Genomic DNA, 25,993 nt, shown 5'->3' with positions numbered 1-25,993 from the left:
CGGGGGTGGAAGCCATCGGCCTGGGGAGGGCACGGTCACGGCGCCTGCTCGAAAGGGGATGCGTCAGTGCATGCCTGCCGCATCGAGCAGGTTGGCCACGGTGGGTGCGATGAGCCCGGTCAGGTTGTCGGCCTGGATGCCCGCGCGGGCGCTGGCGCCGTCGAAGACCAGGATGAGCTGGCGGGCCAGCAGGTCGGGATCGCTCGCGCCGCCCTGTTCGGCCTCGGAACGGAAGAAGTCCGTGAGGTTCGCTTTGATCCGGTGGGCGACCCGGCTCGCGGGGTGGGCCTGATTCTTGAGCTCGATCTGCACAGCCAGGTACCGGCAGCCCCGGAACTCGGGAAGACCCGCCTGCTCCTCCAGCTGGTCGAAGACGTGCAGGATCCGCTCGCGGGGTGAACGGCCGTCGTCCGCCGCCGGCAGGCGTCCGGCCGCGAAGTCCGGGCGGGGACGCGGTGCAGCCCCTGGTCATGCCCGCGCCCGCTGGGCGGCGTTGTAGAGGATCTCTGCCGCAGCGGCTTCTAACTCTGGGAGGACGCGCGCGAAGGGTCGTGGCCGACCTGCCCGTGCCGGACCTCGCAGGCCGGGACGGCAGGGATGGGGTCGTCGCCTCGGTCGGCGCGACGGACCTCCCTTGGGCTGGGTAAGTACAGTGCCCGTGGCGATGAAAGGAACAGGCCCCGGCCGGACAGGTGGGGGTGTGGAATCCATGCTGGAGCAGGAATTTGCCCGGGCCCGAGAAGCCCGCTTCGATGCGCTGGCGCGCGCGGTGGCGGAGCCGCTGCACCGGTATCTGCTGCGCCGGGCGGACGCCGACGCGGTGGACGACATCCTCGCGGAGACGATGCTCGTGCTCTGGCGCCGCCTCGAGGACGTGCCCGGGCTCGGGAAGGGCCCCGTGACCGACCTCGACGGCGTGCTGCCCTGGTGTTACGGCGTCGCACGCGGCTGCCTGTCCAACGTCCGCCGGGCGGACGGGCGCCGGCTCCGGCTGGTGGAGCGGCTGACCCGTACCGCCCCGCCGCCAAAGCCCGGGGAAGCCGACCACCCCGAACTGCACGCCGCACTCGGCACACTCGGCGCCCTGGACCGTGAGGTGGTGCTGCTCTGGGCATGGGAGGGGCTGACCTCGCGCGAAATAGCGGAAGTGACCGGACTGACCGCCAACGCCGTCAGCATTCGCCTGCACAGGGCAAAGAAGAAACTCGCCGCTCTGCTTGACCGAAAGAATGATGACAAGGCCGGACATGAGACGGGTGAAGGAAGGAGCAACCGGTGAACGACGAAGAACTGCTGGCCCGGATGAGGGCCATCGACCCGGCGCGGACCTCTGATGCTCCCCAGCCCGACATCAACCGTCTCCTGGAGGCCACCATGACCGCCGACACCGCAGTCCGCACCTCCCCCCGCACATCGGACCGCCCCCGCCGCCCCCTGCTGCTGGCCGCAGCAGCCGCCGCTGTGCTCACGGTGGGAGCCGGCATCACCTGGGGAGTCACGGCGACCCGCGACACTCCTCCGGCCGTGGCCGCCCCGCTGGTCCTGACCGTCCAGCAGGACACAGGCGGCGGCCCGGCCACAGGGTGCGCCGAACTCGACGTCACCACCCTGCGCCAGTACAGGACCGCTTTCGAGGGCACCGCGACCTCCGTCGACGGCGACCAGGTCACCCTCCGAGTGGACCACTGGTACCGCGGCGAAGACGCCTCCACCGTCCGGCTCGACAACACCCACGAAGGACAACTGGAGTCATTCGGCCAGGAGTTCGCTGTCGGCCAGACCTACCTCGTCTACGCCAAGGACGGCAAGGTCCCGGTGTGCTACGGCGATGCCGAGGCCACCCCGAAGCTGCGGAGCCTCTACGACCGGGCGTACGGGCAGTGAGCGCACAAGCTCGGCGGCTGTTCCGTCTCGCAAGGTCTGCCGTTGCCTCGTTGCGAGGTTCAGCGGGAGCCGGTCGGTAAACGCGTCACCGCTCGCATCGCCCTGCCCGACGGCCCGGGCGGGGACGTCACCGGACGCCGCCCCCAGGTAGCAGCCAGCGCTCGCCCTCGCCCCCGCCTTCACTGACGGCCTGATGCGAAGCGGCGCGCTACAGGGGGCGATGCCGGTGGGAGAGAGGTCGGGGCGGGCGCGGTGCCGGCGTGCGGGGTGGCGCCACCGGCCGGAGGCGTCGCGGGCGACGTCGACGCCGATTTCTACCACCAGCTCGGGTTCCACCAGCGTGACGTTCAGCGTCTCCCGGCTGCCCCACCCGGCAGAGAACAACCAGCGTGTCCACGGATGACCGCGCCGCCCCGCAGCGAGCAGGCCGACGACCGCAGCACCTGCCGCCTGGGCGAGGGTGGTGGTGCGGCCGACGTACCGCAAGCGGCCTTCGGTGTCGTACCTGCCGAGCAGCAGCGTGCGGGCCGGCTGAGGTGGTGAGCCCGGGAGAAGTCGGCTTCTCGGTTCCTCGCTCGGTCCAGGCATTGCGTAGAGGCTGCGCTGGCCCGCTTCGGCGAAAGTTCGGCCTGAGGCGGCCGCGGTCGATCCGGCCGCGTCGCGCGACTGTATGGATCTCTGCGCGTGCCGGGACCGACGGGCTACGCCCTAGGCGAGCCGCTCGATCAGCATGGCCATGCCCTGCCCGCCGCCGACGCACATCGTCTCCAGGCCGATCTGTTTGTCATGGGTCTGAAGGTTGTTGATGAGCGATCCGGTGATCCGCGCTCCGGTCATCCCATAGGGGTGGCCCAATGCGATGGCCCCTCCTGAAACGTTGAGTTTGTCCTCGTCGATCTGCAGCATCCGTGCAGAGCCGAGCACCTGCACGGCGAATGCTTCGTTGATCTCGACGAGATCGACGTCGCTCATGGTCAGGCCTGCGTGGTCGAGTGCCTGACGGGTGGCCTCGATGGGTCCGAGGCCCATGATCTCCGGTGAGAGGCCGGTCACGCCGGTGGAGATGATGCGGGCCAGCGGCTGCAGGCCGAGTTCACGCGCCCGGACATCGGACATGATGACGAGGGCCGCCGCTCCGTCGTTGAGCGGGCACGAGTTGCCGGCGGTGACGGAGCCCTTCTCACGGAAGACCGGCTTGAGCGCGGAGACCGCATCGAGCGTCGTCCCGGGCCGCGGGCAGTCGTCCTCGGTCACGATCGAGCCGTCGGGCAGGGTGATGGGGGTGATCTCCTTACGGAAGTGGCCGCGCGCGATGGCCTCCTCGGCTCGGTGCTGCGAACGAACCGCCCACCGGTCCTGCTCTTCGCGACTGATGCCCGTGAGGGAGGCAACGTTCTCCGCGGTTTCACCCATGCTGATGTACACGTCGGGTACCACTCCCGATTCGCGCGGGTCGGTCCAAGCCTCGTGGCTCGCCTGCCTGGCGGCCGAGCGTGCCTGAGCAACGCGGAACGCGGGATTCTGCGTGTCCGGCCAGGAGTCCGAGTTGCCGTTGACATACCGGGACACGGCCTCTGTGCCCGCCGAGATGTAGGCCGAACCTTCGCCTGCCTTGATCGCGTGGAAGGCCATCCGCGTCGTCTGCAGCGACGATGAGCAGTAACGCGTCACTGTGGTGCCCGGCAGGTTGTCGTAGCCCAGTTGGACCGCGACGTTGCGCGCCATATTGAAGCCTTGTTCGCCACCGGGCAGACCGCAGCCGAGGATCAGGTCTCCGATCTCATCGGGGTCGAGTCCCGGAACCTTGGCGAGCGCCGCAGCGATCACCTGGGTGGCGAGATCGTCGCTGCGCATCTCCTTCAGCGACCCCTTGAACGCCCGACCGATCGGCGAGCGGGCGTAGGACACAATCACGGCTTCGGGCATCTGAGTGCTCTTCTCGGAGATCTGGCGGTGGGTTCTGTCCGGGCGAGCGGCTCTCAAGCTCCGGCAGAACAGGGATTACGTCCGCAAGGTAGCCACCCGAAACAGGTACCCCATAGGACGATCGCGCCTCGCCGTGGTACGTCCGCGCCAGACGACCCTGCCCGTTTTCGTCTTGGTTCGGGTACCTCGGTGAGCGCCTCGCCCCGGCCCGCCGTCCTCCGGCGCCTTCGGCGACCGAGGCAATCGCATACAGACGTTCGGCCGCACTGCGGAGCGAGCACGAGCACGCCACCGATCCGCGCCTGCCTGCGGGCATGGCCGCCCGTCACCCCGCTCAACCAGACCCGCCAACACGGTTGATGTGCGGGGAGTTGATGGGGGAACCGCCGGCGTACTCCACTGCGCGCGATGGAGGACCCCCGTGGCATACGTCATGTCCGCCTGCCTCGCAGACGGGGTTGACGGAATCGACCCGCCTAAGAAAACTAAGCACTCGCATAGTTACTATGCACTCGCTTACTTCCTACTTCCTCTTTCCGGCGAGCGACGAGGAGCTCCTGTGCGCCGTACTGTCTTCGATGCCGACCACGAGGCCTTCCGGACCTCCGTCCGGGCATTCGTGGAGCGCGAGCTGCGGCCGCGCCAGGAGGAGTTCATCCAGCAGCGGGCAATCGACCGCGCCGCGTGGAAGGCCGCTGGGCAGCAAGGACTGCTCGGGCTGCTGATACCGGAGCAGTACGGCGGCAGCGAGGCGGGCGACTACCGCTTCACCGCGGTTCTGCACGAGGAATTCGCCAGGCTGTCGGTGGCATTCGCCTCCTCGTTCACCATCCACTGCGAGGTCGTCGCCCCCTACCTGGTCGAGCTGACCACCGAGGAGCAGCGTGAGCGCTGGCTACCGCAGTTCTGCGCGGGCGAGCTGGTCACCGCGATCGGTATGACCGAGCCCTCGGCAGGTTCCGATCTTGCGGCCCTGCGGACCACGGCCGTGCGCGACGGCGAGACCTGGACCCTCAACGGCTCCAAGACCTTCATCACCAACGGCTTCGGCGCCGACCTCGTGGTCGTCGCCGCTCGCACCAGCCCGGAGAAGGGCGCCAAGGGCATCACGCTGTTCGCCGTGGAGACGGACATGCCCGGTTTCGAGCGCGGGCGCAAGCTGGAGAAGGTCGGTCAGCACGAAGCCGACACCGCCGAGCTGTTCTTCCACGACGTGCGCGTCCCGGGCGCCAACGTCATCGGCGAAGTCGACCGCGGGTTCATCCACATGATGGAGCGGCTCCCGCAGGAGCGGATCGGTGCCGCCGTGCTCAACCTGGCCCACGCCGCGCAGATCCTGGACGAGACGCTGGAGTATGTGAAGGAGCGGAAGGCCTTCGGCCAGTCCGTCGGCTCCTTCCAGTACAACAAGTTCCGGCTGGCCGAGATGGTCACCCAGATCGAGGTGACCCAGGCCTTCGTCGACCAGTGCGTCGCCGCCCACGTCACGGGCCGGCTCTCGGCGGTGGACGCGGCCAAGGCCAAATGGTGGACCGCCCAGGTGCAGAACGAGGTCCTCGACGCCTGCGTCCAACTGCACGGCGGGTACGGCTACATGAACGAATACCGGGTCGCCCGAGCCTGGCAGGACGCCCGTGTCACCAAGATCTGGGCCGGCTCGAACGAAATCATGAAGGAACTCATCGGCCGCGACCTCGGCCTGTAAGGCCCTTGGGCACCTCGTCTTCCGGATTGGAGCGCCCGATGGGCAACCTCAGCTTCGACTTCACCGGCCACACCGTGATCATCACCGGCGCAGCCCGCGGCATCGGCCTCGAACTCGGTCGCCACCTGCGCACTTCAGGCGCGGACGTGGTCCTGGTCGACCGAGACGAGAACGAACTCCGCGCGGCGGCGAAGGAGTTGGACACTCTGTGGGTGGCCGCGGACGTCACCTCCAGCTCCGACGCGGAGCGTGTCGTCGCCACCGCGCTGGCCGAGACCGGCCGCGTCGACGTCCTGGTCAACAACGCAGGGATCCTGCGCGACGGCGTCCTGTGGAAGCTCACCGACGACGACTGGGACGCCGTACTGGCCGTTCACGCGGGCGGCGCCTTCCGGTTCACCCGGGCGTGCGTCCCCCACTTCCGCGCGCAGAGGTACGGCCGGGTCGTCAACGTCACCTCCTACTCCGGTCTGCACGGCAACATCGGCCAAGCCAACTACGCCACCGCCAAAGCCGGGATCATCGGCTTCACCCGCACCGCCGCCAAAGAGCTCGCCCGCTTCGGCGTCACCGTGAACGCCATCTCCCCCAACGCGGAGACCCGCATGGTCTCTTCCGTCCCCGCCGAGAAGCGCGCCGAGCTGACTGCCGGCATCCCGATGGGCCGCTTCGGCGACCCGAGCGAGATGTGCGCAGCTGTCGCCTTCCTAGCCTCTGAGGAGGCCGGCTACATCACCGGTGCCGTGCTGCCCGTCGACGGCGGCCTGTCCATCTGACCTCTCTGGAGCCCCTGTGAACATCCTCGACCGTTTCCGTCTCGACGACCGTGTCGCCATCGTCACCGGTGCTTCCTCCGGCCTCGGCGTCGCCTTCGCCCAGGCCCTCGCCGAAGCCGGGGCCGACGTCGTCCTGGCCGCCCGACGCGTCGACCGGCTCGCCGACACCGCCCGCCTCGTCGAGGCCACGGGCCGCCGCGCCCTGTGCGTCAAGGCCGACGTCTCCTCGCCCGACGACTGTGACGCGGTCGCGGCGGCCGCCGCGGACTTCGGCCACGTCGGCGTCCTGGTCAACAACGCCGGCGTGGCCGAAGCGGTCCCGGCCAGCCGGGAGACACCGGAGCACTTCCGGCGCATCATCGACATCAACCTCATGGGTGCCTACTGGATGGCCCAGGCGGCAGCCCGAGTGATGACCGGCGGCGGCTCCATCGTCAACATCGCCAGCGCCCTCGGCCTGGTCAACACCGGCCTGCCACAGGCCGGCTACTCCTCCTCCAAGGCGGGCCTGCTGGGTCTCACCCGCGACCTGGCCGCCCAGTGGAGCCACCGCAAGAACATCCGCGTCAACGCCCTCGCCCCCGGCTACTTCGCCTCCGAAATGACCGCCCGCCAGGAGGCCGACATCATCGACGACATCGTCCGCCGCATCCCGCTTCCCCGCACCGGCGAACCCGAGGAACTCGCCGCCGCCGTGGTCTTCCTCGCCTCCGACGCCTCCAGCTACGTCACCGGCACCACCCTCACCGTCGACGGCGGCCTCATCATCAGCTGAGCAGACCTACAGACGTGATCCGCAAGAATGGGCGCGTGACAACCAGCGCAACCGACGACCTGTGGGGCGAGGCCGGCCCCGGCTCCCGGCGCATCCTCGAGGCGGCGCTCACGGCCTTCGCCGCCCGCGGCTACCACGGCGCCTCCACACGCGACATCGCCGCCGCCGCCGGGATGAGCCCGTCGGCCGTCTACGCGCACCACCGCACGAAAGAAGACCTCCTCTATGCGATCAGCCTCGCCGGCCACCGCAGCGCACTGGCCGCAGTGGAACGCGCCCTGAGGGAGGAGGTGACGGCGGTCGGCCGGCTACGGGCGCTGGTTCACGACTACACCGCCTGGCACGCCCGCCACCACCAGCTCGCCCGCGTCGTCCAGTACGAGCTCGGCGCACTCGCGCCGGACCACCGTGACGAGATCCTCCAGCTCCGCCGCCGCACCGAGGAAGTGGTGCTCGACGAGATCGCGGCCGGCATCGCGTCCGGGGCGTTCCGCACCGAGGACCCGGACGGTGTCGCGCTGGCGGTACTCTCCCTCGGCGTCGACGTCAGCCGCTGGTACGCCCCCGGCGGCCACCACACACCCGTCAGCCTCGGCCGCCGCTACGCGACGCTGGTGCTGGCCATGCTGGGCACCGACCACCGGTCCGCGACCGCAGGCTGACGAACGACGTCGGCTCTCTCCCATCACGTCTACGTCGTGCTCGGCCAGCCACGGGTGCCCCGGTTTCCCGGAGAAGTCGAGCACCCAGATGTCGAGTTGGGGATGGTCGGCCTGCCAGACCTTCCTGGGTGCGCCTGCCTCGCTCCGGCAGTTCGAACCCACGCCTCCCGGCGGCGCTCGGCGCTCCGGTGCGCCATCGCTATCGGCCATGGATCGACACAGGTGACGATCTCGTGCACTGTGCCTACCGAGGGCTCGGCCGATCCCGCCGGGCCGCGGCGCCGGACGCCTGCCGCTGGATCGCCGCTGTCGGGAGACCAGGCGTCCTCAAGCCAGGCCCTCGATGAAACATCCAGGGCATCGAAGCCCTCGTGATAGCCGACCACCCGCAGGCAGACTCCCGAACACGAGCGTTTATGCGGTAATCACTCACTGGCGGCTGTCATCGAACGCCCCCAGTCCCCGCTGGGCCGAGGGCGGAGCGAGGTTCACGATCGTGGTGTCCAAGGACACCATCGGCTGCGCGAGGGCGATCACGCCCAGGCCCACCACCGATCCGGATCAAGAGACAGCATGTCCGATCGGGCGTCGGCGGTGGCCGAAGTTCTGCCGGGGGCCTCACGGCTCGCATGCGCTCAGTCGGGTGAGCCGGCTCCTGACCGCCTCCGTGCCATCCCGTCGTGGGCGTCGCGATGGCCAATGTGCGCTGCCGAGATGCAGGCAGGGTCGTCGGTCGCGCAGGCCGTGGTGAGTTGCGGTGGTCGGACGTGGCGCGGGACATAGAACCGTTCGCCAGCTGCCCGCCCCTTGCCTCGCGGTCCTCCAACCCCCACACGAGCAAGCCCCTGAAGCGTCACGCCGGCCTCTGCGACCGAGGACGATCGGGTGGCGGGAGGGAATCGCCCCTCGGGCCACCCGACCTTCGAAGAGGGCGAGCCCTCAATGACCAGCGAACTACCGGCGGTCAGTGGGATGACAGGGCTGCGGCGTGAGCGGCCCGCAAGGAGGGCTTGTCGATCTTGCCGACGGCGTTCCTGGGGAGGTCGTCGACCACGAAGAACGACGTCGGCCGCTTGTAGCCGCTGAGATGTTGCGCAGTCAGCGCTTCCAGAGCCGCGGGGTGGGCAGTCATACCAGGTCGCGGCTGGACGTAGGCGACTACCACCTCTCCCCACTTGTCGTCAGGCACACCGATGACGGCGGCCTCGAGGACAGACGGGTCAGCCGTGAGGACGTCCTCGATCTCCTTGGGGTAGATGTTCTCGCCACCACGGATGATCATGTCTTTCGACCGCCCGACCAGGGTCAGGTAGCCGTCCGCGTCCAGGTGGCCTACGTCGCCTGTGTACAGCCAGCCGTCCACGATCGTCTTCGCCGTGTCTTCCGGCCGGCCGAGATAACCGCGCATGACGTTGGGGCCACGCACGATGACCTCACCATCCATGCCGGTCGCCAGCTCGTTACCCTGCTCGTCGACGATCCGGAGCTCCTGCCCCGGGACGACAACCCCCACGGTGCCTGCCCGGCGCGGACCCGCGACGGGGTTGACGGTGGAAAAGCAGGTTCCTTCGGACAGCCCGTAACCCTCGATGATGGGGAAGCCGTACCGAGCCTCGAATCGGATCGGCAACTCGGCGGAGGCGGGTGCCGCACCGCACGTGCCGTAACGCAGCGAGGACGTGTCGGGTCGAACGTCGGCCGGCAGCGCCTCGAGCACGTTGTAGATCGTGGGCACGGCACTGAAGTACGTGGGTCGCTCCCGCTCGACGAGATCGAAGAAGGTCTCGGGGTCGAACCGGTCGGCGATGAAGACACTGCCGCCTGCGACCAGCGGCGTGAGCACGCTGACCACGATGCCGTTGACGTGGAAGAGCGGCAGGACCAGCAAGCAGCGGTCGGTCGGCCCGGCCTCGATCGCCTGGCACCCCATCGCCGCCATCGCGTCGATGTTGGAGTGGTCAAGCATCACGCCCTTCGGTACGCCCGTCGTTCCGCTGGTGTAGATCAAGAGTGCCAGCGCGGTCGAGTCCGGCTGCGGCGTCGGACCCGACCCCACCGCCTCTCCGTACAGGTCGTCAACGGCCAGCGTGGCGACGCCTGCGGCGGTCGTGCCGTCCTCGACGACCAGCACGCGTGCGCCCGAGTCGTCGAGCTGCCGTGCGACCTCACCCTCGGTCAGGCTCGGATTGACCGGGGTGACGGTCGCCCCGAGCCGCCAGGCCGCGAACATCAGAAGCACGAACTCGACGCGGTTCCTCAGCTTGAGCGCCACGACATCGCCAGTACCGATCCCAAGGTCCTGAAGGTGACCAGCAGCAGCCCGGACACGGGTCAGGAACTGGGCATTGGTGAGCGACTGACGCCCGTCGGCAACCGCGGGACCGTCCGGAGCGGATGCGGCGCGACGGTCGGGCAGCGAGGCGAAATTCATGGTGAGGTCACCTATCGTGGTGTGGCGCGTTTCAACGCGAAGGCAACAGTGCGGGCTTCGGGTGACAGGCTCGGTCACTCAGCAACATCGCGCTTCGCGATCGCCGCGCCTGCGGAGAACTGGAGCGTCCAGACGTTGCCGTGGTGCGGGTACTTGTCCACCATGGTGGCCACCAGCTCTTCGGCATCCTTCGCGACCTCGCAGGCAGCCGCGAAGTCCTGGATGTAGGCGCGGGTCTGGGCGATCATGGTCTCGACCGCGTAGTCGTCGCCGTCAGGCCTGCGGTGTCCGGACACGATCATGCGCGGGCGCAGGCTCTCCACGGTGTCGACGGTCTCGAGCCAGTCCTGCCACTCATCGGGCGTCGACAGGCCGAGCATCGGGTGGATCTCGTTGTAGATGGAGTCACCGGCCACGACGACGTCGATCTCGGGGATGTGCACGATGCTCGTGGGATGGATGTCGGCCTGCTTCACCTCGATGATGCGCAGGGGAGATCCGTCGACGTACAGCGTCTCGCCTTCGAGCGGCTCCGGAAGCGGCCCCGCCATGATGCAGGTGTCGCCGAACAGCATGCGCCACTCCTCGATCTGCTGCTCCATGGTCTGCTTCATGGACTCCACCACGTGGGGCAGCGCCACCGCCTTCGCCTCCGGGAACCGCTCCAGGAGCGGTCCGAAGCCCAGGTAGTGATCAGCGTGATCGTGGGTGATGTAGATCGTCGTGAGCTTCTTGCCGGTGCGCTCGATCAGGTCACCGAGGTCGCGGACATCGTCCTTGAGGTAGAGCGCGTCGATCAGGACCACCTCGGTGGCGCCGCTCACGAGCGTGGCCGTGGTGGGCGAGAAGGTGCCATTCGGTACGCCGGGAATCTCCTCGGCCGGGACATTCGGCCAGCGACCGACGAAGACCGTGGCGCGGATGGGTGCGGCCGGCGAGGAGTGGGTGTCAGTGGTCACGAGGTACCTCCGGTTGCGGTGTTGCCGGCCGACGCGGCATCGCGCACGTCGGCGGGCGAAGGGCCGGGATCGGTCTTACAGAAGGGAGGCGTCGAGGCCGCCGTCGAGCACCAGCCCGCTGCCCGTGCAGAACGATGACCGCTCGCTGGCGAGGAACAGCACGGCTTCGGCGACCTCGGCCGGGGTGCCGTAGCGTCCCTGCTTCTGCCGCATCAGGGCGTCGAATCCACCCGCGGGCAGGCTGGCGAACTCATCGAAGCGCGGTGCCGCCGCGGTCATGAAGTCGGTGCCGATGAACCCCGGCAGCAATGCGTTGACCCGCACGCCGTGCGGGCGCAGCTCGATGGCGGCGGTCTTGGTCAGATTGACCACGCCCGCCTTGGCCGCGGCGTAGTGCGCCATCAGCGGCGAGCCGGTGGTCGCCGCGATCGAGGCAAGGGTGACGATCGAGCCGCCGCCGGAGGCGATGATCGCCGGTGCCGCGTAGCGGATGCCCAGGAAGACACCGTCAAGGTTGACCAAGATGGCCTCACGCCAGGCGGCGAGGTCTATCTGCAGCAGTGGGCACGGAGCTCCGACACCGGCGTTGGGCACCATGATGTGCAGCCCGCCGTGCCGCTCGACCGTCGCGTCGACGAGCGCGGCGACCTGCTGCTCGTCGCGCACGTCACAGACCTGGTGAGTGGCACCCGGGATGCCGGCCGCCACCTTCTCGGCCGCGGCCTTGTCGATGTCGGAGACGACGACCGTCGCCCCCTCGGCGCCGAGGCGTTCGGCGATGGCCTGCCCGATGCCCTTCCCCGCGCCGGTGACGACGGCGACCCGTCCGTCGAGAAGTCCGCTCATGATCAGCTTTCCTTTCTGCAGGTGGGAGATCGGACCGGTCAGCCGACGGTGAGGAGCGCCGTGCGCCCATCGTGTATTCGCTGCCGGTGCGCTCGATCAGGTCACCGAGGTCGCGGACGTCGTCCTTGAGGTAGAGCGCGTCGATCAGGACCACCTCGGTGGCGCCGCTCACGAGCGTGGCCGTGGTGGGCGAGAAGGTGCCGGTGGGTACGCCGGGGAACTCCCCGGCCGGGATGTTCGGCCAGCGACCGACGAAGGCCGTGGCGCGGATGGGTGCGGCCGGCGAGGAGTGAGTGTCAGTGGTCACGAGGTTGGTGTTGCCGGCCGACGCGGCATTGCGCACGTCGGCGGGCGAAGTGGGGATCAGCTGGCCAGCTGCTCATAGGGGACGGGCTGGTTCTCCCTGGCCCAGAGCTTCTCGATGTCGGACTCCGGCGGAGGCGGAACGAGGCCCTGGACCCGCCAGAGGTCCATGGGGGTCTCGTCGATGTGGACCTCCCAGTCGTAGCCGCGCTCCTTGACCAACGGCGCCAGCTTCTCCTCGATGACCTCCATGCACAGGAACCGCATCTCGGGGTCGTCCATCTGCCGGGCAATGTGGTCCACGCGGATCCGTATGAAGTTGTTGTTTGCCTTGCCACCGACGTACATGGTGTTCGCCGGCATGTCCTTGAACAGAACGACGACATAGAACTTCGGCAGGTCATAGGCGTAGTCCGTGTAGAGCGAGGTGATCCTCTGGGACAGTTGTTCCTTGTCCTCCGGGGTGAAGGCGCTCTCAGGGGTGAAGATCTCCCAGTACGGCATTGCGGCTCCTTGATGGATCGATCGGTGACGGAAGGTGCGGCTCGTCGATGCAGCTCAGGAGGGGGGCTCAGCCCAGGAGGTGCTTGACGAAGTGGTCCCGTGCGGCTGCGGAGAGCTCGTCGAAGCCGGGGCCGCTGTAGAAGTCGAAGTGGCCGCCCTGCTTGACGATGATCTGCTTCGGCTCCCGGGCCTCCTCGTACGCGTCGAGGGCCAACTCGAACGGCGCCACCCTGTCGTTGTCAGCCACAATCATCAGGAGCGGGGTCGGCGCGATGCGGCTGATGAAGGTACCCGGGGCGTACTCGGTCACCATTTCCATGCTTCGAGCCGTCAGCTCGTTCTTCCAGTTGGGCGCCCGGTCCGCCGACGTCTTGCTGAACCACTCGTAGGCGTCGGCCGCGGGCATCACGGCCTGCGCCGTAGGGTCGGCCGCGACGACCGGGACCATAGCGGGCTCTCCGCCGGTGAACCGGTTGAGTCGGTCGCCCTCCTGGATCGCACGGAAAACTGGGATGAAGTCCGGCCGGATCGCCCGGCTCAGGGTGCGCGGACCCGTGATGAACGGCACCTGGGAGACGACTGCCTTCACCCTCTTGTCGATCGCCGCGACCATGAGGACGTGTCCACCGGAGAAGCTGGAGCCCCAGATGCCGATCTTCGACGCGTCCACCTCGGCGCGGGTGGTGGCGTAGGTGATCGCGTTCCGGAAATCCCGGTACTGCAGGACCGGGTCGACCTCCTGGCGGGGAGTTCCCTCACTGTCGCCGAAGTTCCGGTGATCGTAGGCGAGCACGTTGAGGCCGGCTTCGGAGAAGACCACGGCATAGTCGTCGAGGTGCATCTCCTTGACGCATGACAGCCCGTGCGCCAGGACCACGACCGGTGCCGGCGTGCTGGTGTTCCTGGCCGGATAGAACCAGCCCCGGAGGGTGACGCCGCCCTCGCCCTTGAACTCGATGTCTTCTCGATTCATGTGCTCTTCCGATTCGCTTGCGATGGTCCGTCGGTCGTGTGGAGGTTCACCCGGAGTGGTCGGACACTCGCGAGTAGTGGTGTCGGGCTCAGAATCCACGAATGCCTGTGAGGGCTCATAGAAGAATCGCGCCGCAGGGCGGTACGGGTGTGCCACGGCCTACGAGGCGACGGTCAGGCGCATCCGTGGGCTTCCCGGTAGTCGCCGGGCGACAGCGAGAACTCTCGACGGAACTCCCGTCCGAAGTGGCTGGCATCGCAGAAGCCCCACCGGTGCGCGATCGCGGCAATGCAGAGGTTCGTGTTCACCAGGTCGCCTCTGGCCGCTGCCAGGCGGTGCATGCGGATGACCGCCCCGACGGTGTCCCCAGTCGACGCGAAGGCCCGGTGGACCGTCCTCGGAGAAACGCTGTGGGCGGCAGCGAGGTCGGCGACTCTGATCGGTCCACCGGCGAGATGGTCGATGATCCAGTCCTCCAGCCGCCGTCGGAACAACTGCAGGAACTCGTCGTCGCCGATGTGGGGTCGACTCGCACGGATCACGCCTGCGATGAGGACGAGGAGGGCGTTGCGCGCTCCCTCGACCTCCGCCGCGGACATCCGCCCGATGTGACGGTCCATGCTCATGAGGAAGCCGTGGAGGAGGTTGGCCAAAGGGTTCTGAGCCGTGTCCAGGAGCAGGCAACCGGGTGCACCGCCCCCCGCGTCGAACGGGGACAGGGCGCTCATGGGCACCCGGACCGTTCGTTTGGCCAGGTGATCCGGGATGACGAACCGCCCGGTGGTGCGGGTGCTCATGATGAGAACCGTTCCTGGTCGCAGGATGACGGTCTCGCCAGAAGTCTCGATGATCTGTTGGCCGGCATTGGCGGCGAGGAGCAGCAGCGCGTCATCGTCCTGACGCACTGCGTTTCTGCCTCGGATCCCTTCGACCCGCGGGCACACCCAGTCGGTGATGAGAAGGTCTCCGAGGTCCAGCTCCTCAGCAGATCCAAAGCGCTTGACCGGCCCTGTGAGCCGCAGGTCCATGGAGGCAAGGCGGTCGCGGACGGCGAGCCTCCAGCGGACGTCCAACTCTTCGGGTGTCAGCAGGTCGGCGGGGCTTAGCATGGGTGGGGCGACAGTCACTTCGGCTCCAGCTCGATAGAAGCTGTCCTCTCGGTCGTGACTCGTAGTTTGCTTCCTCGAAACATTCCGGTACTTGCCCTGAGGCGACAAGGATTTGTCCTTGCGTGACACCGATCTTCCTGTCCGGTGCTCTGCCCTGCAGGGGCTGTCCGCGCTCGTCACCGAGATCGGCGGCTCGGGCCCCGAACTCCTCGCGGCATATGGCTTCGACGAGGCGAGGATCGCCGAGGGCAACTCGTTCGCCAGTCTCCGACTGGTCGAGCGCGTTCTCGAGGAAACGGCCGGCCGATTCGCGCTTCCGGACCTCGGGTTGAGGATGGCGGCGCAACAGGATCTGCATGTGCTGGGACCGCTGGCGATCGCCATGGAGAACTCACGCACGATCGGCGAGGCTGTGGAGTGCGCGAGCCGGTACCTGTTCGTCTACAGCCCGGCCCTCTCACTCGAGGAAACCGACGATCCGTTGGGAAGTCCCGGCGTGGTCGGCCTTCGCTACACAACCACGGGCATCAACGCATCACCACAGGCGATCGACTACGGCATCGGGATCGTCCACCGAGTCCTGACACTCATCCACGGCGACGCACCCTACGGACTTCGTTCGGTCCTGCTTCCACACGCTCGCCTGGCACAGGAAAACTCCTACCGGAAGTACTTCGGGGCCGAGGTCAGATTCGACTGTCCGAGCGCGGTCCTGCGCGTCCCGAGCCAACTGTTCTCGACACCGGTCAGCGGCAGCGACGACCTGCTTCGCGACATCGCGATGGACCATCTCGAAACGCACTTCGGCCACCAGCACGTGCCGATGTCGGACCTGGTCGCAGCGATTCTCAGCGAACAGCTCGGATCCAGCGGTCCGGACCTGTCGAAAGTCGCGCGCCTGCTGAGTCTCCACCCGCGTTCACTGCAGCGGTCCCTGTCCAAGGAGGGCACGACCTTCTCCGGCGTCGTCGATCGTGTACGCAGGATTCAGGCCCTGGACTTGATCACGAGGACCGACCTGTCCTTCTCGCAGATCGCGGCCAGCCTGGGGATGCAGGAACAGTCCAGCCTCACTCGTGCGGTCCGTCGGTGGTTCGACACGTCACCTTCCAGACTGCGACGCGAAGGACAGGAGCCGAAAGGTCAGGTCCGCCCTCATCGACTGAGCGTGCTCCGCGAGCCCCGAGCTGGCCCCGGGTGATCTCGTCTCTCTACGGTCTCAAGTCCGCCGCCACAGGTCTGAGTTCGGAGCTGCCTCTGCCCGGGAGGGCCTGTTCGGCCCAGATGACCTTGCCCTCACCGCTGTGCCGTGCAGCCCCAGCGCTCGGCGAGCTGGGCGACCAGTAGCAGGCCGCGGCCGCCTTCGTCGAACCCTTCCGGAGGCCCCACGACGGCTGGCCAGGCGAAGTCCGTCGCCCTCGAAGACCGGCCAGCGGGCGAGCCATGGCAAGGCGGTCTGCTGTGTGGGTGAGGGCGGTGTAGGAGTGTCGTCAGCGAGTCGGTTTGGCGTCAGGTCGAGGAGGACAACGCCAAATGCCGGGCAGACCCGGCGAGGGCGGAGCGTCGCCGCCAGGCGTTCGAGAATGTCGCGAAGCTGATGCAGTCCTTCAAGAAGGCAGACCACGAGATCATGCGGTGGCGTGTCCGGTTGTACTGCGGCCACGTCATCGAGACCGAGGCGCACTACACGTACACCGACCCCCCTCCGCCGGGGCAAACGGCAGGGGATGCTCTGAGTGCGGGGAAGACCGGCAAACAATCGTGGCCTTCGAACCCATCGGACTGCGTGGAGAACCACCGGAACCAACAGAATCCACACCTCCCCCGAAGAAGCCGACACGAGCCGACCTCGAACGACGCGTTAGGACCCTCGAGAAGGAGAACGAACGCTTGCGCGCGAAGCTCAGCGACTGAAGGCCCCGACCGAAGCCACCGGGCTGGCTCGCCAGCAGCGCACGGAGACCGAGCTGGCGGCAATGGCGAAGATCGCCGCCGCACGGACACCCAGTAGACACGGTCCACGCAGCCTTCGCTCGTTCGAGCGAAATGGTTTCGAAGCACCCGCCGCTGACAAACGGAACTGACACCATGCCGCCGTCGTACGTCAACCTCGAGTCGAAGGCGGGCCATTGGAACGGCAGGTCAATGAGCGGCAACTCTCGGTGCTGAGGTGGGTGGAAGACGGGTGTCCTGCCGGCGTTTGGGAGACCAGCTCCTACAAGACCACCTGTCAGGCACTGCAGAACCGCGGCCTGGTCCTGGTCTCCCGGAAGGGTGGGCAGTGGAGCGTCGCCCTGACGAGCGCCGGCCGGCACTACCTGGCGCACGGCACATACCCTCCCCGTGGATCGCGCCCGCGGAAGACCCAGGCCGCCGCTCCGCAACCCCCGTCCCCCCGAGCGCAGGAAACTCCGGCCTCCGCGCGAAAGCCAAGCCCTCCTCCACAGCGTCGCGTGACATTCACGGAGCAACTGCTGCAAGAGCTCGCAGAGGCAGGCGGCCAGATCGTCAAGCCCGGCAGCGGTCCAGACTCCGAGAAGTGGCCGTCCCGGATCGCCGCGGCGCGCAGATCCGGAAGGATTCCGGAGACGAAGGAGCTGTACGGGGGTTGGTGCCGAGGCGGGTACGAGATCAAGCTCGTCGACATCCCCGCCTGGCGCCTTGCCATCCTCGAACCCGTCCCCGTGCCTGCCCGGCTCACCCGCCCGCACACCGTGATCCGGGCCATGCAGAACGAACAACAGCCGCTGGGCCTGACCAGGCCCGTCCAAGGACGTGCTCTCCGGCTCATCCAGGCGCTGATCACCGCTGCCGAGGCCGAAGGACACTCCAGTTCGGCGGGAGCGACCGGCTTCGCGCCCCCGTCTCATCGCCGCCGCAGAGCGTCTCCCCACTTCACCATCACCGCACAGGGCCAGACCGTGGGGTTCCTCGTCCTCCAGGAACAGGACCGGACCGAGCACGTCGCCACCGAGAAGGAACTCGCCGACGCCAAGAAGCACTCCTGGATCAGGATCCCCCGCTTCGACTACACCCCATCCGAACGCCTCCGCTTCGTCCTCAGCGGCGGCCAACCGCACCGGGCAAGCGAATGGTCCGACGCCCCCGGCCACCCCCTCGAAGACCAGCTCGCCGAGATCGCACAGGAGGTCACCCTCCGCGGCGAAGCCGCCGAACGCAGACGTCGCGACGAGATCGAAGCCGCACGCCAGAAGCGCATCCGCTGGGAAGCCGCCATGGAAGACGCCCGCATCCAGTACGCAGAGGCGTACCGCTTCAGACACTTTGAAGCGCAGGAAGCGGCATGGCGCCACGCCACCGGACTGACGGAGTACTTGAGCGCCGTACGCACGCGGGTCGAGGCCATGACTCCGGGGCAGACCAGAACCGAAGCCGAAGCATGGATCAGCTGGGCAGCATCCACCGTCGAGCGCCTCGACCCATTACACACACCACCCCGACTGCCCGACATCCCCGAACCACGAGCCGACGACCTCAGGCCCTTCCTCGGGCACTGGAGCCCCTACGGCCCCTGAGTCGCGATAGCGGGCGCGCACCGACTGGGTGACACCCAGATGATCATCCGTGATCTCGGACAAACGACACGGCCTCGTCGCACCCAATGTCGGATGTCCTCGACCGCGCTGAGCGCCGCTTCACGGCCGAGCTCGCGCGTGGCGACGTGGTCGATCTCCGAGAGCAGCAGCGGGGACATCACCAGGAGCCCCTCAGCCATGATGGCTTCGTTTGACGCACGCACACAGCTCCCGCGATCGCCCCCAGCGTGCCTGCAAGATCGCCGTGCCGTCCACCGATTGCGCTCCGCACGCTGACGCACGCCCGGGATGCACTCCCGGCTCACGCTCCAACCCACCTGTGTACGCGGGTCTTTGGTGACTTGTCACCAATCAACCTACATCCACTGGCGTTTGCTGCTTGGGATGTCATGGGCATTCTGTATGGGTCTGATCGTCGGCGTGGGTGCAACCTTGGGGGGCCGATGGCAAGAGGGGACGTCTGGGCGGGAAAGGGCACGACCGGATCGGTCGCGAACCTCGTCGCTCAGTTCGGCGAGGAGGTCAGGGCCAAGCTGCAAGGTCCCGCAGGGGCGGTCAGCAGTAAGGAGGACAGCCTGACCGCGCCGGTGGAGCATCTGCTGCGCGGCATGGCCTCGCGGCAACGCCTCAAGCTCATCGTCCACGGTCAGAGTCGCATCAAGGAACTAGGGATCCGGCCCGACTTCGCCATCGCCTGCGGCGGCAGGACCATAGGGCACGTCGAGCTGAAGCAGCCGGGTTCGGGGGCCAATCCGGAGAAGTGGTCGGTGAAGAGCCACGACCGCAAGCAGTGGGAGAAGATCAAGGCACTCCACAATGTGCTCTACACCGACGGATACCAGTGGGCGGTCTACCGTTTCGGCGTACAGGTCGGCCCGACCGGAATCCTGGTCGGAGACCTTGATTCCGGTAGTCGGCAACTCGTCGTCGCGGACACCGGGTTCGAGCGCGCCCTCACGCATTTCTTCCTGCCGGCGCCCATCGTCCACGACAGCATCAACGAACTGGTCAAGCGCATCGCGGGAATCTGCGCCCTGCTGCGTGACGAGGTCACCGAACGCCTCATCCGCGAGGAGCACGGGGAGGCTGACGTTGCGTTCTCGATCCTGGCCGACAACTGGAAGGACCTGCTCTTCCCCGACGCTCGCCCTGAGGAGTTCGCGGACCAATACAGTCAGACGCTGACGTTTGCCATGCTGCTGGCTCGTCTTGAGCACATTGATCTGGGCAGGCTCACGCTCCCCGAGGTCGCAATCCGACTGGGCAAGCGGCATTCCTTGATGGGCAAGGCGCTCGCGGTGCTGACGGACGACGCCCTCGATGATCTGCGGGGCATCATCGACCCGCTGATCGACGTCTTATCGGCCGTCGACCCCGAGATGTTCAAGGACGAGACCGGAGACGCCTACCTCCACCTGTACGAGGGCTTTCTGAGCGCCTACGACCCGGAACTGCGACGGCGGACGGGTACTTACTACACGGCCGGCGAGGTCGTCCGCTTCATGGTCAGCTTCACCGACGAGGTGCTGCGAGACCGGCTCGGCCAGGAAGACGGGTACGGAAGCGAGGACGTCACCGTCGTCGATCCAGCCATGGGCACCGGGACCTTCCTCATCAACATCATCGACCACGTCGCCAAGTCCCTGTCACTGAAGTACGGCAGGACGCTCAAGTCCGGGCTTCTCCGGGAACTCTCGGGCCGACTGTTCGGGCTGGAGAAACAGACCGGGCCGTACGCCGTCGCCGAACTCCGTGTGCACCACGCCTTCCGGTCCCACGACGCCGACATCACGCGTCGCCCGCCGAGGCTTCTGGTGGCCGACACACTCGACGATCCCGCCGTCGAGCACCACCTGGGCTTCATGTACGAGGCGATCGCCCGCCACCGCCGAATGGCGAACAAGATCAAGGCGGACGAAAAGGTCATGGTGGTCATCGGCAATCCGCCCTACCTGCGGGGTGCGAGACAGTCGGGCGTCGGACGCTGGGTCACCGAGGGCAACCCGAACAGCCAGGGCCCGATCCTCGCCCGCTTCCACCCAGAGGACAACGGACGCGTCGGATACGCCCTCGACAACCTCTACGTCTACTTCTGGGCGTGGTCCACCTGGAAGGTCTTCGACCAGTTGACCGCCTCGGGAGCGCCGAAGGCCCCCAGCGGGATCGTTGCCCTCATCACCAACTCCGGATACCTGGACAGCGAGGGCTCGGCCGGCATGCGCCACTACCTGCGCGAGGTCGCCGACGAGGGCTGGGTCATCGGTCTCTCCCCCGAGGGCGCCTACTCCGACACTCGCACCCGTGTCTTCCAGGATGTCAAGCGGGAGATCTGTATCGCCGTCTTCGTCCGCCATGGAGCCCCGGACGCGGGTACACCGGCGCGGGTCTGGCGACTCGACGTCCCCGCGGGCACACGCGAGGAGAAGTTCGACTGGCTGGAAGGGCTTGGCCTCGACGGCCATCGCGGAGGGACCTCCTGGCAGCTCTGCCCCACACAGTGGACCGCACCCTTTCACGTCACGTCCGACTCCGAGTGGTCGGCAATGCCACCGGTGGACGCCCTGCTGCCCTGGACGAGCTCCGGCAACAAGAACAACCGCAACTGGCCCGTCTCACCCAGCCGGGACGTTCTGGAGAGGCGCTGGCACAGGCTCATCCAGGCTCCGGCAGACGCCAAAGCGGAGCTAATGAAGAGCACCGGAGACCGCCGTCCAGACAAGCTGGAACCACCACTGCCCGGCCAGCAGGAGACGGGCAGTCTTGCCGCAGAGAAAGGGAGGGTTCCGGTCATCGTCAAGTACGGACGGATGACGTTCGACCGGCAGTACATCATCGCGGACCGAAGAGTGATCGACCGACCGCGGCCGGCCTTGTGGTTCGCCCACAACGACCAGCGTCAGATCTACCTGTCCGAACTCCACACGGAATCAGGCCGTCCGGGGCCGGCGGTGAGTTTCACCGCCCTTCTGCCCGACATTCATCACTTCAAAGGCACCGAAGGCGGCCGCGTCGCCCCTCTTTACCGCCACCCCCACCAGGCTGAACCAAACGTCACCCCTGGCCTGCTGCGGCTGCTCACCAAGACGCACGGCGTGACGGTCACCGCCGAGGACCTCTTCGCGTACATCGCGGGAACAGCCGGCCACAGCGGCTACACTCGCCGCTTCGCCGCGAACCTCGCCGAGCGCGGTGCCCGTATCCCTATAACCCGTGACCCGGCTCTATGGGCGGAGCTCGTGGAAGTGGGCAGGCGCACGGTGTGGATCCACACGTACGGCCAGCGCTTCGCCTCCTACCACGACAGTTCACCCGGCTCGCCCCCGAGGCTTCCCCGGGAGGAACAACCGGAATGCGTCGTCGTGATCGGAGAGCACGACGGGTTACCTGAGGACATCTCCTACGACGCGTCCACGCGAACCCTCACGGTGGGCAAGGGCTGCATACGTCCGGTGGCGCCGGAAGTCTGGGACTATCGGATCGGCGGGGTGCAGGTGATCCGCAAGTGGTTCAGCTTCCGCAAGCGCAAGCCAGACGTGGAACGACAGACCCCGTTGAACGACATCCTGCCCCCGACCTGGCCTGCCCGGTGGACCGTTGACCTGATTGACCTCATCAACGCGCTCGGGCTCCTCGTAGCCCTCGAACCCCGACAGGCCCGGCTGCTGGACGCCGTGAGCAGCGGCCCGCTCATCAGCACCGACGACCTACGGGGCGAGGGCATCCTGCCCGTACCTGCCTACGCAACCAAGGAACCGAAACCGCCGCGGAAGTCTCGACGCACCCCCGGCCCTGGGCAGGAGAGCCTCGACTTCTCGGACTGACACCCGCCCGGCCTGAGCGCCTGACGCCCGCAACATCAACGGAGTATTTGCACGACGACGCCCCGCCGCAGCAAGCCAGCGGGGCGTCGTCGTATCAGGTCCCCGTCTACGCAGGACCCCCGCCGGAGCGATCCGACGGGGGTCCTCACCTGTCACGAGCGATCACAAGCGATCACGGGCGGGTCACCAACCCCGCGGACGCACTCACATCACAGGGCTCTGACCTGGACTTACGCGATCACCCTGGATCAACTGGACGCCCGTGGACGGTTTCTACGACATGTGCCAGGTGGTACCCAGGGAGGGTCCCAAGATCAGGACCGGCGCGTCTTCTGGCCCGTCAAAGCGGTACTGCAGGGTTTCGAGGTTGTTCTCACTCACCCGCTCACGCTCCCACATCTCACACTCTCTTCGTGAGCGGGGGCGGGGTCGCTCGCCAGACCTCCCCACGTATCCGCCGCCGGACGAAGATCCTCCACATTCGGCTTCACATACCAGCGCTTCGTGGTCTTGACGTTGGTGTGTCCTGCCCAGCGGGCCAGCAGGTGATCCGGCACCCCGTTGTTCGCGAGGTACGTGAAGCAACTCGCGCGGGCGTCGTACAAGCGGACCCGCCGCAGCCCTTTCTCGTCCATGACCTTGTACACGCGCACTCGGCCTTCGCTTCCCTCAGCGTGCCGAAGGTACGGGTCATCTGCTTGCGCTTACCGGTAACGGGATCGCTCCCTACATCGACCACAAACCGATACCGGACCTGCCCCTTCGCATTCGGCGGGAGCTTCTTGATCGGAACTGACAGGACTTCTCACTCTCCTTGAGGGCGCGGAACCCTTCCATGCAGGCACAGGCACCGATGCGTTTCAACGAAGGGCGCCTTAACCATCAGGTCAGCAGGCAACAGGACCGTTCGCTTCTCCAGGAGCCTGCGCCTCTGTCCACTTCGTCCGACACGGCTCCTTCGCCGGGCCAAGCCGAATGCGAACACCTTCAATGGTCGTCACCATCGCCGGTTTGGCCAACCGGCGACCGTGGTCTACAGTGCGCGCCACTGACTGGGACCCGGACCGCCATCCCCAAGACAAGCGGTGTTGGTGGCCTGAGGACAGCAAGCAGCGTGCACCTGGTGGGCCGCGGAGCAGACCGGCGCGACACTCGTCGCACGGGCGGGTCGATGGTGGCGCGCGGAAGATCCGGTTGGTGCAGGTCAGCCACTCCTGCCCCCTCTGGACCTGCTGGCCGCAGACAACTGCCCCCCACTGGCGGCGGACGCCGATTGCCGGCGCCCGCCGTCCCGCTGTGGCAGTCCAGGTAGTGCCGGCGAAAGCGCCGAACCACATGACCGCGAAGTACACGAGCAGCGGGTTTTCCCAGGCGAGGAGCTCCCGAGTCCGTGGATGAGTACGCGGCCTGCACCCGGTGCCATGAAGACGCTGATGACCGCGCAGCCGGCCGTCTCGCCCGTCGGCGTGGTCCGCGGGAAGTCGCCCGCCGCAAACCGGCTGGGACTGCGGGGAGCCGTAGCAGGTGCGGCTCCGATGCCATCACCGAAGCAATGGGTGTCTGTGCCCTCCAGGACGGCTGCCGCCGGGCGGGCACGTGCAAATCGACGTCTGAATCCGTGGGCCGCCTTGGAGTGGGGGCTGTCATGAGGACACGTCTTGAGGACGCGGGACTCCGCGCGAGGCGGTCCGCCAGCGTGGCCGCGAACTCCTCCGCCCTTGCCAGTTGGGTGCGAAGGTCGACCACGCGCTGGTGGACGGCCTGTTCGAAGCCGCTGATCCGCCCCAGCAGTTCCTCGCGCTGCTCGGGCGGCAGGTCCTCGCCGGAGTCGAGGCGGTCGGTGGCGTCGAGCAGGGCGCGCATCTGGTCGAGGGTGAAGCCGAGGGGCTTCATGCTGCGGACGACCATCAGGCGGGCGACGTCAGCCTCGGTGTAGAGGCGGAAGCCTCCCTGCGAGCGGGCGGAGGGGATGACGAGGCCGGTGTCCTCGTAGTGCCGGATGGTGCGCAGCGACAGCTCGGTCCGTGCTGCGACCTCGCCGATCTGCATGTGCTCGCTGCTCACGCTGAGTGCCAGCTCCGGACCTCCCGGTCTGGCTCAGCGGTGCTCGGGGTTGTCTGCCCCCGGCTGGCAGCCGGCGTCCCACTCCGAGCGCTGGTTGCCGTGGGCGGGAATGCCTCCGACGCGTTTGAGCAAGGCCGCCATGTGCATCAGGTTCCAGGTCATGAAACTGGTGTTGCGGTTGGTGAAGTCGTTCTCCGGGCCGCCCGAACCGGGGTCCAGGTACGAGGGCCCGGGCCCCGCCGCGCCGATCCAGCCCGCGTCGGCCTGCGGCGGAATGGTGTAGCCGAGGTGCTGCAGGCTGTAGAGGACGTTCATCGCGCAGTGCTTCACACCGTCCTCGTTGCCGGTGATCAGACAGCCACCGACCCGCCCGTAGTAGGCATACTGGCCTTGGGAGTTGAGGAGGCTGGAGCAACTGTAGAGCCGCTCGATGACTTGTTTGGTGACCGAGCTGTTGTCGCCCAGCCAGATCGGTCCGGCCAGCACAAGGATGTCCGCGGCCATCACCTTCTCGTACAGCGCGGGCCAGGCGTCCGTGGTGAAGCCATGCTCGGTCATGTCCGGATATACACCGGGGGCGATGTCGTGGTCGACCGCACGGATCTCGTCCGTGGTCACCCCACGCGCATCCATGATCGCCCGGCTCTTGTCGATGAGTCCCTGGGTGTGGCTGAGCTGGGGGGACGGCTTGAGCGTGCAGTTGACGAAGAGCGCGCGCAGGTCGTCGAAGCGGTAACCGTCCTCAGGCGGGGCGGGCTGTGCTGCCATGGTGGACTCCGAGGAGGAGAGCGGACAGGGGCGGGGGAGGCGGCGCCTCCGCGCCGTCCCGGCGGCAGCGTCTCGCGGAATGCGCGCTTTGTCCCGCTGCGACTCACCGCGGCACGGCGCTCTCCCCTGCGAGCGATCAGCCACGGCGCCGTGACGGTCACCGCCAAGATCCCGGCCACCAGTCCCAGAACCACACCGCGGCGAACAGCGCGGCAGGCATCTGGCCGTGCCCCCGGCGGCAGCCTGCGGACCAGGAGCAGCGCCCCGGGCACGAAGAAGGCGAAGACCGCGGCGAACCGGATCTGCAGCGCGGTCGCGTACAACTCGGGGTAGCGAATGCCGTCCGAACCAGCCGCGTCCCCGATTTGGCCGGGCGCCTCGGCGCCGAACCGGACCGAGGCCGGAGAATCGTATGACCAGGGTGTGAGCCACTGTTGGAGAACTGCCGCAGCCCGGCCGCCGCTCACGTCTGCGGTGCCCGGCAGGTGCAGCTCCTGCCCACTCGCTCCCGCCCACCACGAGAACGCGGTGAGCAGCACCTCTACAACCAGCGCCGGTATCGCCGCACGCCCATGTGCCATGTGCTGTCCCCGCCTTGGTCGCTCTCCCGCGAACCCCTGGTCGGGTGGGGACTACGGGGCACTGATCGCACACGGATCACGGTTTTACACCGCCCTGCCCGGGACGACCAGGACCACGACGCGAGCTCGACGTCGAGGACGACCGGCCACCGCCGCACTCACCGGCGGAGCCGCCTTCCACGGTGATGATGAACAGGCTGGCGTCGATCGCGAGCGCGGGTCGCCGCCCTCTTCATGACTGGTGGCCCTGCGCGAGCCACCAGGGATGCGCGGGACTGCTACGTCTCCTGCCCCTGCAGGTCACGCGTGCACCCGACCCACAGGAGCTGCGATGACAAGTCGGCGTGGC

At 67.6% G+C, this 25,993-nt stretch carries 20 protein-coding genes and 6 pseudogenes; 11 read left to right on the top strand and 15 right to left on the bottom strand.

Annotation, left to right across the window (positions count from 1 at the left end; all coding sequences use genetic code 11):
- Nucleotides 1–63: 63 nt before the first annotated feature.
- Nucleotides 64–438: pseudogene (locus ACIBJB_RS24460) on the bottom strand (TetR/AcrR family transcriptional regulator); the annotation flags it as partial.
- Nucleotides 439–709: 271 nt separating this feature from the next.
- Between ACIBJB_RS24460 and ACIBJB_RS24455 the strand changes: the two are divergent.
- From ACIBJB_RS24455 to ACIBJB_RS24445, 3 genes are all read left to right on the top strand, one after another.
- Nucleotides 710–1,279, top strand: coding sequence for an RNA polymerase sigma factor (locus ACIBJB_RS24455; RefSeq protein WP_398933232.1), 570 nt, complete (start codon nucleotides 710–712; stop codon nucleotides 1,277–1,279).
- Complete coding sequence (locus ACIBJB_RS24450; RefSeq protein WP_398933231.1) at nucleotides 1,276–1,884, top strand: hypothetical protein; 609 nt, start codon at nucleotides 1,276–1,278, stop codon at nucleotides 1,882–1,884. The genes ACIBJB_RS24455 and ACIBJB_RS24450 overlap by 4 nt, the downstream gene beginning before the upstream one ends.
- 399 nt (nucleotides 1,885–2,283) lie before the next feature.
- Nucleotides 2,284–2,427 carry a hypothetical protein gene (locus ACIBJB_RS24445; protein WP_398933230.1) on the top strand — a complete coding sequence of 48 codons (144 nt, stop codon included), beginning with the start codon at nucleotides 2,284–2,286 and terminating at the stop codon, nucleotides 2,425–2,427.
- Between the two features lie 165 nt (nucleotides 2,428–2,592).
- On the opposite strand, the gene ACIBJB_RS24440 is transcribed toward ACIBJB_RS24445, so the two are convergent.
- Nucleotides 2,593–3,810, bottom strand: coding sequence for an acetyl-CoA C-acetyltransferase (locus tag ACIBJB_RS24440; protein ID WP_398933229.1), 1,218 nt, complete (start codon nucleotides 3,808–3,810; stop codon nucleotides 2,593–2,595).
- A 559-nt stretch (nucleotides 3,811–4,369) separates the two neighbouring features.
- On the opposite strand from ACIBJB_RS24440, the gene ACIBJB_RS24435 reads away from it, so the two are divergent.
- From ACIBJB_RS24435 to ACIBJB_RS24420, 4 genes are read left to right on the top strand one after another with little or no spacing between them, the layout of a single operon-like run.
- Nucleotides 4,370–5,515, top strand: coding sequence for an acyl-CoA dehydrogenase family protein (locus ACIBJB_RS24435; protein WP_398933228.1), 1,146 nt, complete (start codon nucleotides 4,370–4,372; stop codon nucleotides 5,513–5,515).
- A 38-nt stretch (nucleotides 5,516–5,553) separates the two neighbouring features.
- Complete coding sequence (locus tag ACIBJB_RS24430; RefSeq protein ID WP_398933227.1) at nucleotides 5,554–6,291, top strand: SDR family oxidoreductase; 738 nt, start codon at nucleotides 5,554–5,556, stop codon at nucleotides 6,289–6,291.
- 16 nt (nucleotides 6,292–6,307) lie between these two features.
- Nucleotides 6,308–7,066, top strand: a complete 759-nt coding sequence (locus ACIBJB_RS24425; protein ID WP_398933226.1) for an SDR family NAD(P)-dependent oxidoreductase — start codon at nucleotides 6,308–6,310, stop codon at nucleotides 7,064–7,066.
- A 35-nt stretch (nucleotides 7,067–7,101) separates the two neighbouring features.
- Nucleotides 7,102–7,728: a TetR family transcriptional regulator gene (locus ACIBJB_RS24420; protein ID WP_392654369.1), complete on the top strand. Its 627-nt coding sequence runs from the start codon at nucleotides 7,102–7,104 to the stop codon at nucleotides 7,726–7,728.
- Between the two features lie 964 nt (nucleotides 7,729–8,692).
- Here the strand turns inward: ACIBJB_RS24420 and ACIBJB_RS24415 are convergent.
- The 3 genes from ACIBJB_RS24415 to ACIBJB_RS24405 all read right to left on the bottom strand — a co-directional run bounded on the left by ACIBJB_RS24415 (nucleotide 8,693) and on the right by ACIBJB_RS24405 (nucleotide 11,964).
- On the bottom strand, nucleotides 8,693–10,159 hold the full coding sequence (locus ACIBJB_RS24415) for a class I adenylate-forming enzyme family protein (RefSeq protein ID WP_398933225.1): 1,467 nt from the start codon (nucleotides 10,157–10,159) through the stop codon (nucleotides 8,693–8,695).
- Between the two features lie 74 nt (nucleotides 10,160–10,233).
- Nucleotides 10,234–11,118: an MBL fold metallo-hydrolase gene (locus ACIBJB_RS24410; protein WP_398933224.1), complete on the bottom strand. Its 885-nt coding sequence runs from the start codon at nucleotides 11,116–11,118 to the stop codon at nucleotides 10,234–10,236.
- A gap of 75 nt (nucleotides 11,119–11,193) precedes the next feature.
- Complete coding sequence (locus ACIBJB_RS24405) at nucleotides 11,194–11,964, bottom strand: SDR family NAD(P)-dependent oxidoreductase (RefSeq protein ID WP_398933223.1); 771 nt, start codon at nucleotides 11,962–11,964, stop codon at nucleotides 11,194–11,196.
- A 158-nt stretch (nucleotides 11,965–12,122) separates the two neighbouring features.
- Between ACIBJB_RS24405 and ACIBJB_RS24400 the strand changes: the two genes are divergently transcribed.
- On the top strand, nucleotides 12,123–12,257 hold the full coding sequence (locus tag ACIBJB_RS24400; RefSeq protein WP_398933222.1) for a hypothetical protein: 135 nt from the start codon (nucleotides 12,123–12,125) through the stop codon (nucleotides 12,255–12,257).
- 70 nt (nucleotides 12,258–12,327) lie between these two features.
- On the opposite strand, the gene ACIBJB_RS24395 is transcribed toward ACIBJB_RS24400, so the two are convergent.
- From ACIBJB_RS24395 to ACIBJB_RS24385, 3 genes are all read right to left on the bottom strand, one after another.
- On the bottom strand, nucleotides 12,328–12,771 hold the full coding sequence (locus ACIBJB_RS24395) for a tautomerase family protein (protein ID WP_398933221.1): 444 nt from the start codon (nucleotides 12,769–12,771) through the stop codon (nucleotides 12,328–12,330).
- 67 nt (nucleotides 12,772–12,838) lie between these two features.
- Complete coding sequence (locus ACIBJB_RS24390) at nucleotides 12,839–13,744, bottom strand: alpha/beta hydrolase (RefSeq protein ID WP_398933220.1); 906 nt, start codon at nucleotides 13,742–13,744, stop codon at nucleotides 12,839–12,841.
- Nucleotides 13,745–13,917: 173 nt separating this feature from the next.
- On the bottom strand, nucleotides 13,918–14,982 hold the full coding sequence (locus ACIBJB_RS24385; RefSeq protein ID WP_398933219.1) for an AraC family transcriptional regulator: 1,065 nt from the start codon (nucleotides 14,980–14,982) through the stop codon (nucleotides 13,918–13,920).
- Between ACIBJB_RS24385 and ACIBJB_RS24380 the strand changes: the two genes are divergently transcribed.
- Complete coding sequence (locus ACIBJB_RS24380; protein ID WP_398933218.1) at nucleotides 14,972–16,054, top strand: AraC family transcriptional regulator ligand-binding domain-containing protein; 1,083 nt, start codon at nucleotides 14,972–14,974, stop codon at nucleotides 16,052–16,054. The two genes, ACIBJB_RS24385 and ACIBJB_RS24380, sit on opposite strands and share 11 nt — an antisense overlap.
- 10 nt (nucleotides 16,055–16,064) lie before the next feature.
- Here the strand turns inward: ACIBJB_RS24380 and ACIBJB_RS24375 are convergent.
- Nucleotides 16,065–16,224: pseudogene (locus ACIBJB_RS24375) on the bottom strand (ATP-binding protein); the annotation flags it as partial.
- A 1,082-nt stretch (nucleotides 16,225–17,306) separates the two neighbouring features.
- Here ACIBJB_RS24375 and ACIBJB_RS24370 point away from each other — a divergent pair.
- A complete protein-coding gene (locus ACIBJB_RS24370) occupies nucleotides 17,307–18,389 on the top strand; it encodes a hypothetical protein (RefSeq protein WP_398933217.1) in 1,083 nt (360 codons plus the stop codon).
- Nucleotides 18,390–18,392: 3 nt separating this feature from the next.
- On the opposite strand, the pseudogene ACIBJB_RS24365 reads toward ACIBJB_RS24370, so the two are convergent.
- Nucleotides 18,393–18,589 (bottom strand): annotated as a pseudogene (locus ACIBJB_RS24365) (VapC toxin family PIN domain ribonuclease); the annotation flags it as partial.
- Nucleotides 18,590–18,853: 264 nt separating this feature from the next.
- On the opposite strand from ACIBJB_RS24365, the gene ACIBJB_RS24360 reads away from it, so the two are divergent.
- Nucleotides 18,854–22,231, top strand: coding sequence for a type ISP restriction/modification enzyme (locus ACIBJB_RS24360; protein WP_398933216.1), 3,378 nt, complete (start codon nucleotides 18,854–18,856; stop codon nucleotides 22,229–22,231).
- Between the two features lie 279 nt (nucleotides 22,232–22,510).
- Here ACIBJB_RS24360 and ACIBJB_RS24355 read toward each other — a convergent pair.
- The 5 genes and pseudogenes from ACIBJB_RS24355 to ACIBJB_RS24335 form a co-directional block, all read right to left on the bottom strand.
- Nucleotides 22,511–22,630 (bottom strand): annotated as a pseudogene (locus tag ACIBJB_RS24355) (3-oxoadipate enol-lactone hydrolase); the annotation flags it as partial.
- On the bottom strand, nucleotides 22,609–22,866 hold the full coding sequence (locus ACIBJB_RS24350; RefSeq protein ID WP_398933215.1) for a tyrosine-type recombinase/integrase: 258 nt from the start codon (nucleotides 22,864–22,866) through the stop codon (nucleotides 22,609–22,611). The gene ACIBJB_RS24350 and the pseudogene ACIBJB_RS24355, both read right to left, overlap by 22 nt.
- A 59-nt stretch (nucleotides 22,867–22,925) precedes the next feature.
- Nucleotides 22,926–22,970, bottom strand: a pseudogene (locus ACIBJB_RS24345) (hypothetical protein); the annotation flags it as partial.
- A gap of 923 nt (nucleotides 22,971–23,893) precedes the next feature.
- Nucleotides 23,894–24,295: pseudogene (locus ACIBJB_RS24340) on the bottom strand (MerR family transcriptional regulator); the annotation flags it as partial.
- Nucleotides 24,296–24,328: 33 nt separating this feature from the next.
- Nucleotides 24,329–25,063, bottom strand: coding sequence for a flavodoxin family protein (locus tag ACIBJB_RS24335; RefSeq protein WP_398933214.1), 735 nt, complete (start codon nucleotides 25,061–25,063; stop codon nucleotides 24,329–24,331).
- Nucleotides 25,064–25,993: the final 930 nt, after the last annotated feature.

This window comes from Streptomyces sp. NPDC050759, assembly GCF_044456945.1.
Classification (GTDB): domain Bacteria; phylum Actinomycetota; class Actinomycetes; order Streptomycetales; family Streptomycetaceae; genus Streptomyces.
Note: the sequence above shows the minus strand (reverse complement) of the source record. Positions and strands in the feature narration are given on the sequence as shown.